The following is a 14,543-nucleotide window of genomic DNA, read 5'->3' as shown; positions in this document are numbered from 1 at the left end:
CGTGGCCGCAGCAGAACCTGCCGTCCTCGTCCTCGAAGACGGGAAGCGCTATGTGGGCCGGGCCTACGGCGCCCGTGGCCGCACGCTCGGCGAGGCGGTCTTCGCCACCGGCATGACCGGCTACCAGGAGACTCTGACCGATCCGTCGTACGCGGGCCAGATCGTCCTGATGACGGCACCGCACATCGGCAACACCGGCACGAACGACGAGGACATGGAGTCCCGCCGGATCTGGGTGGACGGCTTCGTCGTCCGCGAGCCCAGCCGCGTCGTCTCCAACTTCCGCGCGCAGCGCAGCCTCGACGACGATCTCGTCGAGCAGGGCGTGGTGGGCATCAGCGGCATCGACACGCGCGCCGTCACCCGGCACATCCGGTCGGCCGGCGCGATGCGCGCCGGGATCTTCTCGGGCGACGACTTCGGCTTGAGCGACTCCGAGCAGCTGGAGCTCGTGCTCTCCGGCGCGAAGATGTCCGGCCGCAACCTCTCGGCCGAGGTCTCCACCGTCGAGCCCTACACCGTCTCGGCGGTCGGCGAGCGCATCGGCTCCGTCGCGGTCCTCGATCTGGGCGTCAAGAAGTCGACCCTCGAGAATCTCGCGGGCCGCGGGCTCGACGTGCACGTGCTCCCGCAGCAGGTCTCCGCCGAGCACGTGCTGAGCCTGAATCCGTCCGCACTGTTCTTTTCGAACGGCCCGGGCGACCCGCAGGCCTCGGACAAGCACGTCGCCCTCCTGCAGGAGACGCTGCGCGCCGGGCTGCCCTACTTCGGCATCTGCTTCGGCAACCAGCTGCTCGGCCGCGCTCTCGGGCTGACCACCTACAAGCTCCCGTTCGGCCACCGCGGCATCAACCAGCCGGTGCTCGACAAGCGCACCGGGCGCGTCGAGATCACCGCGCAGAACCACGGCTTCGCCGTCAAAGCGCCGATCGACGCGACGTTCGAGTCGCCTGCCGGCTTCGGCATGGTGGAGGTCAGCCACTTCAGCCTCAACGACAACGTCGTGGAGGGCCTCAACTGCCTCGACATCAACGCTTTCAGCGTGCAGTACCACCCGGAGGCGGCGGCCGGCCCGCACGACGCCAATTACCTCTTCGACCGGTTCCTCGACATGATTCGCGAGCAGAACGGCATTCGCGCGCGTCCCGGTGCCGGCGCTGTCGAGTCCGGTGCCGAGAACGCGAACGACGACCAGACCCAGGAAGGCAACGACTGATGCCCAAGCGCCACGACATCCACTCCGTCCTGGTCATCGGGTCCGGCCCGATCGTCATCGGCCAGGCCTGCGAGTTCGACTACTCGGGCACCCAGGCGTGCCGGGTGCTGCGACAGGAGGGGGTGCGCGTCATCCTGGTCAACTCCAACCCGGCCACGATCATGACCGACCCCGACTTCGCCGACGCCACCTACGTCGAGCCGATCACCTGGGAGGTCATCGAGACCATCATCGCCAAAGAGAAGCCGGACGCCATCCTGCCGACCCTCGGCGGCCAGACCGCGCTCAATGCCGCCATGCAGCTGCACGAGCACGGTGTGCTCGAGAAGTACGGCGTCGAGCTGATCGGTGCGAAGTTCGAGGCCATCCAGAAGGGCGAGGACCGCCAGATCTTCAAGGACCTCGTGGTCGCCGCCGGTGCGGAGGTGGCGCGCTCGCACATCGCCCACACCGTCGAGGAGGCGCTGGAGTACGCGGAAGACCTCGGCTACCCGCTGGTCGTGCGCCCCTCGTTCACGATGGGCGGCCTCGGCTCGGGCTTCGCCTACACACCGGAGGATCTGCGCCGCATCGCCGGCGACGGCATCCACCAGAGCCCGACCAGCGAGGTCCTCCTCGAGGAGTCCATCCTCGGCTGGAAGGAGTACGAGCTCGAGCTGATGCGCGACACCGCCGACAACACGGTGGTCGTCTGCTCCATCGAGAACGTCGACCCGGTCGGCGTTCACACCGGCGACTCGATCACGGTCGCGCCGGCGCTCACGCTCACCGACCGCGAGTACCAGAAGCTGCGCGACATCGGCATCGACATCATCCGCGCCGTCGGCGTCGACACCGGCGGCTGCAACATCCAGTTCGCGGTGAACCCGGAGAACGGCCGCATCATCGTCATCGAGATGAACCCGCGCGTCTCCCGCTCGTCGGCGCTGGCCTCCAAGGCGACCGGCTTCCCGATCGCCAAGATCGCTGCCAAGCTCGCGATCGGCTACCGCCTCGACGAGATCCCCAACGACATCACGCGGGTCACGCCGGCGAGCTTCGAGCCGACGCTCGACTACGTCGTCGTCAAGGTTCCGCGCTTCGCGTTCGAGAAGTTTCCCGCAGCCGATCCGACGCTCACCACGACCATGAAGTCCGTCGGCGAGGCGATGGCCATCGGCCGTAGCTTCACGAGTGCGCTGCAGAAGGCGCTGCGCTCCCTGGAGAAGCGGGGCTCGTCGTTCCACTGGGGCCACGAGTCGCGCACCGTGGAGGAGTTGCTGGAGTCGATCGCGACGCCCACCGACGGACGGATCGTCGACGTCCAGCAGGCTTTGCGACTGGGCGCCTCGCCCGAGCAGGTCTTCGAGGCCACCAAGATCGACCCCTGGTTCATCGACCAGATCGTCCTGATCAACGAGGTCGCCGTGCAGATCCGCGACGCGGAGACCCTCGACACCGACACGCTCCGCTTCGCGAAGGACCACGGGTTCTCCGACGCCCAGATCGGCGAGCTGCGCGGCTTCGGCGAGGCCGACGTGCGCGAGGTGCGGCACATCCTCGGCGTCCGCCCTGTCTACAAGACGGTCGACACCTGCGCAGGCGAGTTCCCGGCGCTCACGCCGTACCACTACTCGAGCTACGACGCCGAGACCGAGGTCGCGCCGAGCGACTCCTGCAAGGTGGTCATCCTCGGCTCCGGCCCGAACCGCATCGGCCAGGGCGTCGAGTTCGACTACTCGTGTGTGCACGCCTCGTTCGCCCTGCACGACGCCGGGTTCGAGACGATCATGATCAACTGCAACCCGGAGACCGTGTCGACCGACTACGACACCTCCGACCGCCTGTACTTCGAGCCGCTCACGCTCGAGGACGTGCTGGAGGTCATCCACGCGGAGTCGCAGTCCGGCGAGCTGGTCGGGGTCGTCGTGCAGCTGGGCGGTCAGACCGCGCTCGGCCTGGCGAAGGGGCTGGAGGCCGCTGGCGTCCCGATCCTCGGGACCACCCCGGAGGCGATCGACCTGGCAGAGGAGCGCGGCCAGTTCGCCGAGATCCTCGAGAACGCCGGGCTGCTCGCCCCGCGCAACGGCACGGCCGTCGACTTCCCGAGTGCCGCGCACGCTGCCGAACAGATCGGCTACCCGGTGCTGGTGCGCCCGAGCTTCGTGCTCGGTGGCCGTGGCATGGAGATCGTCTACGACACCGCGTCGCTTGCCGACTACTTCGAGCGCGTGGCCGGTCAGGGCATCGTCGGGCCGGCGCACCCGCTGCTGGTCGACCGCTTCCTCGACGACGCGATCGAGATCGACGTCGACGCCCTCTACGACGGAGAGCGGCTCTACATCGGCGGCGTGATGGAGCACATCGAGGAGGCCGGCATCCACTCCGGCGACTCCAGCTGCACCCTGCCCCCGATCACGCTCGGCCGTCGCGAGATCGACCGCGTGCGCGAGGCGACGCTGAAGATCGCCGAGGGCATCGGCGTGCGCGGCCTGCTGAACGTGCAGTTCGCGATCGGGGCCGGCGTGCTCTACGTGCTGGAGGCCAACCCGCGCGCATCGCGGACGGTCCCGTTCGTGTCGAAGGCGCTGGGCATCCCGCTCGCCAAGGCGGCCTCCCGGGTCATGGTCGGCGACACGATCGCCGGCCTGATCGCCGAGGGCCTCCTGCCCGAGACGGACGGCTCGGTCATCCCGATGGACTCGCCTGTCGCCGTCAAGGAGGCCGTGCTGCCCTTCAAGCGGTTCCGCACGCGCGATGGCAAGATCGTCGACTCCGTGCTCGGCCCGGAGATGCGCTCGACCGGCGAGGTCATGGGCATCGACCGCGACTTCCCGACGGCGTTCGCGAAGAGCCAGACGGCGGCCTACGGCGGCATGCCGCTCACCGGCACGGTGTTCGTCTCGGTGTCCGACCGCGACAAGCGCGCGATCGTGCTCCCGGTGCTCCGCCTCAAGCAGCTCGGCTACGACATCCTCGCGACCGAGGGCACAGCCGAGGTGCTCAATCGCAACGGGATCGCCGCGCGCATCGTCCGCAAGTTCAGCGAGGCGCCGGAGGAGGAGTCGATCGTCGGCCTCATCACCCGCAACGAGGTGGACGTCGTCATCAACACGCCGAGCGGCCGCTCGGCGCGCGCCGACGGCTACGAGATCCGCGCAGCCGCGGTGGCGGGCGACAAGCCGCTGTTCACCACGATCGCCGAGCTGAGCGCAGCCGTGGCATCGCTCCACGCGGTCCGCGAGGGCTTCGAGGTGACGTCGCTGCAGGAGTACTCGTTGCAGAGGGCCGCGCGCGCGTGACGACGGAGCCGGGGATGCCATCATTTGGCGACGGGTCTGCGTTCGGGGACAGGCTGGCTGGCGCCTTCGCGGCGCGCGGCCGCCTATGCGTCGGCATCGACCCTCACGCGCACCTGCTGGCGGACTGGGGGTTGGACGCTTCGGCCTCCGGTGTGCGGGAGTTCGGCCTGCGCGTGGTGGAGGCCGCGGCGGGCCGGGCGGCGATCGTCAAGCCGCAGGTCGCGTTCTTCGAGCGCTACGGATCGGCGGGCTATGCGGCACTGGAGGATGTGATCCGCACCGCGCGCGAGGCCGGTCTGCTGGTGATCGCCGACGCGAAGCGCGGCGACATCGGCACGAGCGTCGCCGCGTACGCCGAGTCGTGGCTCACGCCCGGCTCTCCGCTGGAGGCCGACGCCATGACGGTCGCCGCGTTCCAGGGCGTCGGCTCCATCGCCGAGCCGATGAGGCTCGCGGAGGAGGCCGGGAAGGGTCTGTTCGTGCTCGCAGCGACCTCCAACCCGGAGGCCGCGGACGTGCAGCAGGCGGTTGTGGCCTCCGGACCCCGTGCCGGGATGACCGTGGCCCGTGCGATCATCGAAGACGTGCACGCGTTCAACCAGGCGCAGCCTTCGCATCCCTTCGGCACGGTCGGCCTGGTGCTCGGCGCCACGGTCGCGCTCGGGAGCTACGGGATCGACACCTCGGTGGCCGTCGAGCCGGCCTTTCCGGTGCTCGCGCCCGGGTTTGGGCACCAGGGCGCGAGAGTCGAGGATGTCCACCGTCTCTTCGGCGCGTACGCGCCCGGCGTCATCGTGAGCGAGTCCCGGGGCCTGCTGAGCGTCGGCCCCGACAGGTTGGCCGCGGCCGTCGCGCGCCGTGCCGAGGAGGTGCGTGCCAGCCATGGCTGAGTCCCGGCCCGCACCGGCTCGGCCCGCGCCGCCCGAGGTCGATCGCGCGGCCGCATCCGCATCCGCCGTCGCCGCCCGCCGGGCCCGCGCGGCCGTGAAGAACGCCATCGCCGCGCGCGAGGTGTCGCCGTTGGTGGTCCTGGACCACGCGACCGCCGCCCCCGACGGCGTCGAGGGCCGGCTGCGTGTCACCGAGTTCCTGCTCAGCGTCCCGGCGATCGGAACGACCAAGATGCAGGAGGCGCTGCAGAAGCTGGCGATCTCGCCGGCCAAGCGCCTCGGCGGCCTCGGCCGCCACCAGCGACTCAAGCTGCGCGAGTTCCTCATCGATCGCGAGAACCGGGCCGGCCGTCGCCGCAACCAGCTGGTGGTCCTCGCCGGGCCGACCGCGGTCGGCAAGGGCACGGTGTCGACCTACATCCGCGAGAACTACCCCGACGTGCTCCTCTCGGTGTCGGCGACCACCCGGGCGCCTCGCCCCGGCGAGGTCGACGGCGTCAACTACTACTTCGTCGACGACGCCGAGTTCGACCGCATGATCGCGGAGGGTGAGTTGCTGGAACACGCGACCGTGCACAACGCCTACCGTTACGGCACGCCGCGCGCCCCGATCGAGGACGCGCTGGAGCAGGGCAGGAGCGTGCTGCTCGAGATCGACCTCCACGGCGCACGCCAGGTGCGCGAGGCGATGCCGGACGCCCGGCTGATCTTCCTGCTCCCTCCCACGTGGGACGAGCTGGTCCGCCGATTGATCGGGCGGGGCACGGAGGACGCCGGGGAGCAGCAGCGCCGGCTGGCGACCGCGAAGGTCGAGCTGGCCGCCCAGGACGAGTTCGACTACCGAGTCGTGAACCACACGGTCGCCGAGGCCGCTCGCGAGGTCGTAGACTTGATGAATGTCCGCGCGGCGCCGTCGCGCCCGTAGACCGCCAGTCTCAGACAGACACGTGTCGCGCCGCGTCCGGCGCCACCCGCAGTCCTCCGCGCCTCGTGCCCGAGCGCCGGAAGCACGAAAGAGAGGGTTCCCGCATGGCAACCACCAACAACGGCATCATCGATCCGCCCATCGACGACCTCCTGGCTCGTGTCGAATCGAAGTACGCGCTCGTCATCTTCGCGTCCAAGCGCGCGCGTCAGATCAACGACTACTACGCCGACCTCCACGAGGGCAGCCTGTTCGACAACGTCGGCCCGCTCGTCGACTCGTCGGTCGATGACAAGCCCCTCTCGGTCGCGCTGCACGAGATCAACGAGGACAAGCTCGTCGTCAAGCCGATCGCCGCGGAGTAACTCGGCAGACCGAGTCCCGCAGACTGAGAGCCGCCGAACCAGCGCTTCAGAACCAGCGCCCAGCGCAGCCGTGCCATCGCAGCCGGACACCCGGCCGATGGAGGAACTCTGCCGATCGAGAGGACTGACGCCGTGAGCCCACGATTGACCATCGTCGTCGGAGTGACCGGCGGCATCGCCGCGTACAAGGCTGTGGGCGTGATCCGTGCGCTGGTCCTCGAAGGCCACTCGGTCCACGTCGTCGCGACGGAGGCCGCGCTGCGGTTCGTCGGCCGTCCGACGCTGGAGGCGATCAGCCGCAACCCGGTGGCGACCGACCTCTACGAAGGGGTCGCCGAGGTGCGGCACGTGGCCATCGGCCAGTCGGCCGATCTCATCGTGATCGCGCCGGCGACCGCCAACACGCTCGCCAAGCTGGCGGCGGGCCTTGCCGACGACCTTCTCGGCAACACCGTCCTGGCCTCTACGGCACCGCTGGTCGTAGCTCCGGCGATGCACACCGAGATGTGGCGCAACCCGGCCACCGTCGCCAACGTCGCGACCCTCCGCAACCGGGGCGTCACCGTGGTCGGGCCCGCCTCCGGGCAGCTCACCGGCGCCGACTCCGGCCCCGGCCGCATGGAGGAGCCCGACGTGATCGTCCGGGCCGCCCTCCGCGCTGCCGGCATTTCACCGCGGCTCGCCGTCTCGGCGGTGCCGGAGCCCGTGGCCGACGTCGTCGTGCTCTCGGAACGTCGGCGCGCGAACGAGGCCTCCCGCTTGCCCCGAGGCGGCGTGGACCTTGCGGGCAAGCGCATCGTCGTGACGGCGGGCGGCACCCGGGAGCCGCTGGACCCCGTCCGCTTCTTCGGCAACCGGTCGAGCGGGCGCCAGGGCGTCGCGGTGGCCGCTGCAGCGCAGGCGCGCGGCGCCGACGTGGTGCTGATCGCCGCGCACCTGGAGGTCGACCCTCCCGTGGGCGTGGAGCTCGTCGAGGTGCAGACCGCGCTCGAACTCCAGGCGGCCGTGACCGAGGCGGCCCGATCGGCCGACATCGTCGTGATGACGGCCGCGGTGGCCGACTACCGCCCGTCCGTCGCGCGCGACACCAAGATCAAGAAGTCCGAGGCCGGAGACACGCTGAGCATCGAGCTGGTCGCCAACCCCGACATCCTCGCGGGTCTCTCGGCGACCCGCCGAGACGGCCAGGTGGTCGTGGGGTTCGCGGCCGAGACCGAACTCGACCCGTCCACGCTGATCGAGCTCGGCCGCAGCAAGCTCGCCGCGAAGGGCAGCGACTTCCTGGTGCTCAACCAGGTGGGCTGGGACAAGGGCTTCGCAACGGAGAGCAACGAGGTCGTGGTGCTCCGCAAGGGCGGCGATATAGTGATGGAGGCCTCGGGGAGCAAGCTGTCGGTGGCCGACCGTATTCTCGACGTCGTCGTCTAGTCGACGACCGGGCCACGGCATCCCGGGCACACCCTCCGCGCCGCGATCAAGGAGAACAATGGCAGATCTGCGCCTCTTCACGTCCGAGTCGGTCACCGAAGGTCACCCGGACAAGATCTGCGACCAGATCTCCGACAGCATCCTCGACGCGCTGATCGCGGTCGATCCGCACAGCCGCGTCGCGGTCGAGACGCTGGTCACGACCGGCCTGGTGCACGTCGCGGGCGAGGTGACGACCAACGGCTACGTCGAGATCCCGGCCCTGGTGCGCGAGAAGATCGTCGAGATCGGCTACGACTCGTCCGACGTGAGCTTCGACGGCACGCAGTGCGGGGTCTCCCTCTCGATCGGCGCCCAGTCGCCCGACATCGCGCAGGGCGTGGACAACGCGCTCGAGTCGCGCGCCGAGCAGAGCGTCGACGATCTCGACCGGCAGGGAGCGGGCGACCAGGGCATCATGTTCGGCTTCGCCACCACCGAGACGCCGCAGTACATGCCGCTTCCGGTCTGGCTGGCGCATCGGCTGGCCGAGCGGCTCGCCGCCGTGCGCAAAGACGGCACTCTCGACTATCTCCGGCCCGATGGCAAGACGCAGGTGACGATCGGCTACGAGGGCTACACGCCGCGCTCGGTCGAGACCGTCGTGCTCTCCACGCAGCACGCGCCGCACATCTCCAGCGAGCAGCTGCAGGCCGAGGTCGTCGAGGAGGTCATCGCGCCGGTCATGCACGCCGCGGGGCTCGAGACCGCGCACATCCGCACGCTCATCAACCCCACCGGCCGATTCGAGATCGGCGGCCCCAAGGGCGACGCGGGCCTCACCGGCCGCAAGATCATCGTCGACACCTACGGCGGCGCGAGCCGTCACGGCGGAGGTGCTTTCTCGGGCAAGGACCCGTCGAAGGTCGACCGCTCGGCGGCCTACGCCATGCGCTGGGTCGCGAAGAACGCCGTCGCGGCGGGCCTCGCCGACCGGCTCGAGGTGCAGGTGGCGTACGCGATCGGCAAGGCGGCGCCCGTCGGTCTGTACGTGGAGACGTTCGGGACGGGCACCGTTTCCGACGAGCGCATCATCCACGCCATCCGCGAGGTGTTCGACCTGCGTCCGGCGGCGATCGTGCGCGACCTCGACCTGCTCCGGCCGATCTACGCGCGCACGGCGACCTACGGCCATTTCGGCCGCGAACTCCCCGACTTCACCTGGGAGCGGCTGGACCGTGTCGACGACCTGCGCTCCGCCGCAGGGCTCTAGCGTGGAGGCGGCCGCGACGGTCGCCCGTGTCGTCCTCGACTCGCCGCTGCCGCAGCTCGATCACCTGTTCGACTACAGCGTGCCCGAGGAGCTCTCCGGGCAGGTCGTGCCCGGAGTGCGCGTGCGCGTCCCGCTGCGCTCGGCCGGCCGGGTCGCCAACGGGTACGTCGTCGAGCTCGCGGAACCGGACGCGGCGTTCTCAGGTGCCTTGAGTCCGATCGAGGCGGTCGTCTCTCCGGTGCCCGTCTTGTCGGATTCGGTCTGGCGGCTCGCCCGCCGTCTCGCCGACCGGAGCGCGGGCACGGCCAGCGACATCCTGCGACTCGCGGTGCCGCCGCGCATGGTGCGCGTCGAGAAGGCGTGGCTGGCTGCGCGAGAAGCGGCAGCCGGCGCCGACGCTCCTGCGCGGGTCGAGGCGGTCGAGGCGGCCGGATCTGACGCTGCGCCCGCGCCGTTCCCGGTGCGCGGCTATGCCTCCGGTGCGCTGGAGTCGGCTGTCGCGGCGGGGGAGCGACTCGCGCTGCGACCGATCCCGCGCCTGAGCCGCCTCCCGGACGACACGTGGGTCGGCGAGTGGGCCGTCACGCTTGCGGCACTCGCCACCGCGACCTGGCGAACCGGCGCCACGGCGATCCTCGCCGTCCCCGACCATCGCGACCTCGAGCAGGTGGCGGCGGCGCTGGGAGCGATCGCCCCGGAGGATGCGGTGGTGCGTGCCGACGCCTCCCAGTCGAACCCCGACCGCTACAAGGGCTTCCTCGCTGCGCTCTCCGGCCCGCGGATCGTCATCGGGAACCGTTCCGTGGTCTACGCGCCCGCAGGCAGGCTCGGCCTCCTGGCGGTCTGGGAGGACAGCGATCCGCTGCTGGCGGAGCCGCTGAGCCCGTACGTGCACGCACGGGACGCCGCTCTGGTGCGTCAAGAGCTGGAGGGCTGCGCGCTCGTCCTGAGCGGCCTGGTGCGCAGCGTGGAGGCGCAGCGCCTGGTCGAGCTCGGCTGGCTGCGCGACGTCGGGCCGGAGCGCGCCTCCTCGCCGAAGGTGGTGCTGACCGCCAACCAGAGCGCCTCCGAGCCGGCGGCGCGCGCGGCGCGCATCCCGTCGTCCGCGTGGCGGGCGGCGAGCGAGGCGCTCAGCGGCGAGAGTGGCAGACCGCGGGGACCCGTGCTGGTGCAGGTCGCCCGACCGGGCTACCTGCCCGTGCTCTCGTGCGCCCACTGCGGACAGGCCGCCCGCTGCGCGAAATGCACGGGACCGCTCGGGCAGCGCCGCGCGGGCGCCGCTCCCTCGTGCGGCTGGTGCGGCGCGTTGGCGACCGAGTGGAGCTGCACGCGCTGCGAGCACACGAAGCTGAAGATGGTCACGCCCGGCTCGGGCCGCACGGCGGAGGAGCTGGGACGGGCGTTCCCCGGCACGCGAGTCATCCTCGCCGACGGCGATCATCCGGTGCTGCGCATCGGGTCGGCTCCCGCGCTCGTCGTCGCCACCCGTGGCGCTGAGCCGATCGCCGACGGCGGGTACCGGGCCGTGCTCCTGCTCGATGGCGAGCGCATGCTCGCGCGCGAGACCCTCCACGTCGCTGAGGACTGCCTGCGCTGGTGGACGAGCGCGTCGGTGCTGGCCGCGCCCGGCGCACCGACCCTGCTGGTCGGCGTCTCCGGCGACCTCGCGCGGGATTTCGCGACCGGTCGACTGGTCGATTTCGCGCGGGAGGAGCTGGCCGACCGGCGTAAGCTGCGCTTTCCGCCCGCCGTGCGGCTCGCCTCGGTCACGGGGGCCGAGTCCGCGGTGCGCGGGGTGCTGGAGGCCGTCGATCCCGGCCTCCTGATCGACGTGCTCGGGCCGGCGGAGGCGGACGAGACGTCAGTGCGCGCCATCCTCCGGTTCGAGTACGCGCGCGGGACGGAGGTCGCCGCCGCCGTGCGTGCCGCGGTGGTGCGCAACGCGACGCAGCGCCGCAGAGCTCCCGGAGGCCGTCCCGGCTACCGCCCAGCGCCGACGCTCCGCGTCCGCTTCGACGACCCCGAGATCCTCTGAGCTACCCTCCCGCTCACCCGCCGAGGGGCACGTACACGCCCCTAAAACCGTCGGATAGGGGCGTGTACGTGCCCCTCGACGGGTGGCACGAGTGCGCGCTCGGGTAGACTCGGTCGCTGACCAGACCGAAAGAACCTTGCAATGCGACTCGTCTTCGCCGGCACACCCGCCGTCGCCCTCCCCTCCCTGACCACCCTCGCCGAGCGCTTCGAGCTCGCCGCCGTCATCACGCGCGAGGACGCCCCGCTCGGCCGGAGACGGGTGCTGACCCCGTCGCCGGTGGCGGAGGCCGCTGCCGAGCTCGACCTCCCCGTCATCAAAGCGAACCGGCTGGGGGAGGATGTCACCGAGCAGGTCGCAGACCTGCACGCGGACCTCGGCGTCATCGTCGCCTACGGCGGTCTGGTCCGCGAGCCGCTGCTCTCGACACCCCGGCTCGGCTGGGTCAACCTGCACTTCTCGCTGCTCCCGCGCTGGCGGGGTGCGGCGCCGGTGCAGCGCGCCGTGATGGCCGGCGACACCGAGACCGGAGTGGCCGTGTTCCAGCTGGTCGGCGCGCTCGACGCCGGCGACGTCTTCGCGCAGCTGCGGCGACCGATCCCGGCCGACGCGACGGCCGGAGAGCTGCTTGACTCCCTGGCGGAGGACGGGGCGGCGCTGCTCGCCGACACCGTCTCGGCGCTCGCGGACGGGACCGCTGTCGCGGTGCCGCAGAGTGGCGACCCGGTGCTCGCCCCCAAGCTCACGATCGACGATGCCCGCCTCGATCTGACCCTCCCGGTCGACGAGGTCTATGCGCGGCTGCGCGGCGTCACACCGGAACCGGGCGCGTGGGTGCTCCTCGACGGCGAGCGGTTCAAAGTCCATGCGGCCCGCCCGACCGGCGGCCTCTCCTTGCCGCCCGGCGTCGTCGCCGACGTCGACGGCCGCATCGAGGTCGGCACGGGCACCACGCCGCTCGAGCTCCTCACCGTTCAGCCGGCGGGCAAACGCGCCATGGCGGCCGCCGACTGGTGGCGCGGCGCCGGGGGATCGGCGGTGCTCTCGTGAACGACCGCACCAGGGTCCAGCCGTCACGCCGGGTCGCGTACGACGTGCTCTCGGCCGTACGGGAGTCCGATGCCTATGCCAACCTCCTGCTGCCCGGCCGTATCGCGCGGGCAGGGCTGTCACCGGCCGACGCCGCGCTCGCGACGGAACTGACGTACGGCACGCTTCGGATGCAAGGCTATTACGACCGGGTCATCGCCCGGGCGGCTGGACGCTCCGTCGACCGGATCGACCCTCCGCTGCTCGACGTGCTGCGGCTCGGAGCACACCAGCTGCTGTCGACGCGCGTGCCGTCGCACGCGGCCGTCAACGAGTCGGTCGGGCTCGCGCGCCTGGTCGGCAGCCGCTCGGGAACGGGCTTCGTCAACGGCGTGCTGCGCGAGATCGGCCGGTCGGCGCCCGAGGAGTGGTACGACCGGGTGCTGGCCGACGCGAAGAACGAAGACGAGCGGCTTGCTGCCATCACCTCCCACCCCGCTTGGATCGTCCGGGCCTTCCGTCGCTCCCTGGAGGCCGAGGGGCGCGGGGCGGAGCTGGAAGCACTCTTGGAGGCCGACAACGTGGCGCCGCGCGTCAACCTGGCGGCATTGCCCGGCCTGGGCGAGCCGCCCAGCGGCGCACGGCCCAACCGGTTCTCGCCCCTCGGCTTCACCGCGGGCGGCGGCGACCCGCAGGGCCTGGTGAGTGAGGCCGAAGGCCGGCTGCGGGTGCAGGACGAGGGATCGCAGCTCGCAGCGCTCGCCCTCACCCGCGCCCGGCCGATCGAGCCGGGCGAGCGGTGGCTCGACCTCTGCGCGGGCCCGGGTGGCAAGGCCGCGCTGCTCGCCGCGGAGGCGTTCGCGGGCGGGGCGACCCTCGTCGCCAACGAAGTGGTGCCCGCTCGGGCAGAGCTGGTGCGTCGGGCGCTTGCGGCCGTGCCTCTCGATGTGCCGGTGTGGGAGCACGACGGAGTGGAGATCGGGCGCAGCGAGCCGGAGGCCTTCGACCGTGTCCTGCTGGACGCGCCCTGCACCGGGCTCGGCGCGCTGCGCCGCCGTCCGGAGGCGCGCTGGCGCAAGCTGCCGAGCGACGTCGCCGAGCTGACCGGGCTGCAGGCACGCCTGATCGACTCCGCTGTGGAGGCGCTGAAGCCGGGCGGCCTCCTCGTGTACGTGACGTGCTCGCCGCACGTGGCGGAGACGCGCTCGGTGGTCGCGGACGCTCTCGACCGTCATCGCGGTGTGCTCCGCACCAGCGACAGCGCCGAGATCGTGCAGTCCGTCGCCAACGAGCGGCTCGATCTGGCGGGCGAACCGGAGCTGGTGCAGCTCTGGCCGCACCGTCATCTCACCGACGCCATGTTCATCGCGGTGCTCCAGAAGCTTGCGCGGTAGCCGGAGCGGCCGGTCCGGCCGTCGGGAGCGCTGTGCGCCCCATAGGCTGGTGGGCATGGTGACGCGCATCAATCCGAGCATCCTGGCGGCCGACTTCGTGAACCTGGAGCGCGATCTCGCCGATCTCTCCAGCGCGGACCTCGTCCACGTGGACATCATGGACAACCACTTCGTTCCCAACCTCACCTTCGGCCCGCAGATGGTAGGTCGTATCCAGGACGTCAGTCCGATCCCGCTCGACGTGCACCTGATGATCGACGACCCCGACCGCTGGGCCCCGGGATACGCCGAGCTGGGCGCCTACTCGGTGACGTTCCACGCGGAGGCCGCGGACAAGCCCGTGGCGCTCGCCCGCCGGCTGCGCGCCATCGGCGCACGGGCGGGGATCGCCCTCAAGCCGGGCACGCCCGTCGACGGCTACCTCGACCTCCTTGCCGAGTTCGACCAGGTGCTCGTGATGACCGTGGAACCGGGTTTCGGGGGTCAGACGTTCATGGGTGAGATGATGCCCAAGCTGCGATTGCTTCGGGAGGCCGTCGAAGCGCGGGGCCTCGACGTGTGGCTGCAGGTCGACGGCGGGATCACCGAGGAGACGATCGTCACAGCCGCAGAGAACGGCGCCGACACGTTCGTCGCGGGCTCCAGCGTGTTCCGCGGAGAGCCCGCCGAGCGGATCGCCGGGCTGCGGGCCGCTGTCGCGGCCCACAGCCACTAGTAGTACTTGGGCG

General features: G+C 71.2%; 11 protein-coding genes. All 11 read left to right on the top strand.

Annotated elements, in window-relative coordinates; genetic code table 11:
- Position 1 precedes the first annotated feature (1 nt).
- The 11 genes from carA (at position 2) to rpe (ending at position 14,530) form a co-directional block, all read left to right on the top strand.
- Positions 2-1,216: a glutamine-hydrolyzing carbamoyl-phosphate synthase small subunit gene (gene carA / locus ACPPVW_RS16915; protein WP_426624228.1), complete on the top strand. Its 1,215-nt coding sequence runs from the start codon at positions 2-4 to the stop codon at positions 1,214-1,216.
- The gene (gene carB, locus ACPPVW_RS16910; protein WP_426624227.1) at positions 1,216-4,497 is read left to right on the top strand and encodes a carbamoyl-phosphate synthase large subunit; all 3,282 of its coding nucleotides are present in this window, start codon (positions 1,216-1,218) and stop codon (positions 4,495-4,497) included. Before carA ends, carB begins: the two co-directional genes overlap by 1 nt.
- Positions 4,498-4,511: 14 nt before the next feature.
- Entirely contained in the window at positions 4,512-5,387 is an 876-nt protein-coding gene (gene pyrF / locus ACPPVW_RS16905; RefSeq protein WP_426624226.1) for an orotidine-5'-phosphate decarboxylase, read from the top strand.
- Positions 5,380-6,312, top strand: a complete 933-nt coding sequence (gmk, locus tag ACPPVW_RS16900) for a guanylate kinase (RefSeq protein WP_426624225.1) — start codon at positions 5,380-5,382, stop codon at positions 6,310-6,312. Before pyrF ends, gmk begins: the two co-directional genes overlap by 8 nt.
- 104 nt (positions 6,313-6,416) lie before the next feature.
- Positions 6,417-6,677: a DNA-directed RNA polymerase subunit omega gene (gene rpoZ, locus ACPPVW_RS16895; RefSeq protein WP_426624224.1), complete on the top strand. Its 261-nt coding sequence runs from the start codon at positions 6,417-6,419 to the stop codon at positions 6,675-6,677.
- 144 nt (positions 6,678-6,821) lie between these two features.
- Positions 6,822-8,105: a bifunctional phosphopantothenoylcysteine decarboxylase/phosphopantothenate synthase gene (locus ACPPVW_RS16890; RefSeq protein WP_426626332.1), complete on the top strand. Its 1,284-nt coding sequence runs from the start codon at positions 6,822-6,824 to the stop codon at positions 8,103-8,105.
- A 58-nt stretch (positions 8,106-8,163) separates the two neighbouring features.
- The gene (gene metK, locus ACPPVW_RS16885; RefSeq protein ID WP_426624223.1) at positions 8,164-9,357 is read left to right on the top strand and encodes a methionine adenosyltransferase; all 1,194 of its coding nucleotides are present in this window, start codon (positions 8,164-8,166) and stop codon (positions 9,355-9,357) included.
- Positions 9,323-11,392, top strand: a complete 2,070-nt coding sequence (locus ACPPVW_RS16880) for a primosomal protein N' (protein ID WP_426624222.1) — start codon at positions 9,323-9,325, stop codon at positions 11,390-11,392. The genes metK and ACPPVW_RS16880 overlap by 35 nt, the downstream gene beginning before the upstream one ends.
- A gap of 141 nt (positions 11,393-11,533) precedes the next feature.
- Complete coding sequence (gene fmt / locus ACPPVW_RS16875) at positions 11,534-12,442, top strand: methionyl-tRNA formyltransferase (RefSeq protein WP_426624221.1); 909 nt, start codon at positions 11,534-11,536, stop codon at positions 12,440-12,442.
- Positions 12,439-13,815, top strand: a complete 1,377-nt coding sequence (locus ACPPVW_RS16870) for an RsmB/NOP family class I SAM-dependent RNA methyltransferase (protein WP_426624220.1) — start codon at positions 12,439-12,441, stop codon at positions 13,813-13,815. The genes fmt and ACPPVW_RS16870 overlap by 4 nt, the downstream gene beginning before the upstream one ends.
- 55 nt (positions 13,816-13,870) lie before the next feature.
- Positions 13,871-14,530 (top strand): ribulose-phosphate 3-epimerase, encoded by a 660-nt coding sequence (gene rpe, locus ACPPVW_RS16865; RefSeq protein ID WP_426624219.1) that lies wholly within the window; start codon positions 13,871-13,873, stop codon positions 14,528-14,530.
- The last annotated feature ends 13 nt before the right edge of the window (positions 14,531-14,543 follow it).

It is taken from the genome of Leifsonia sp. McL0607 (assembly GCF_049993355.1).
Classification (GTDB): Bacteria; Actinomycetota; Actinomycetes; order Actinomycetales; family Microbacteriaceae; genus Leifsonia.
This window is presented reverse-complemented; position numbering and strand designations above follow the sequence as displayed.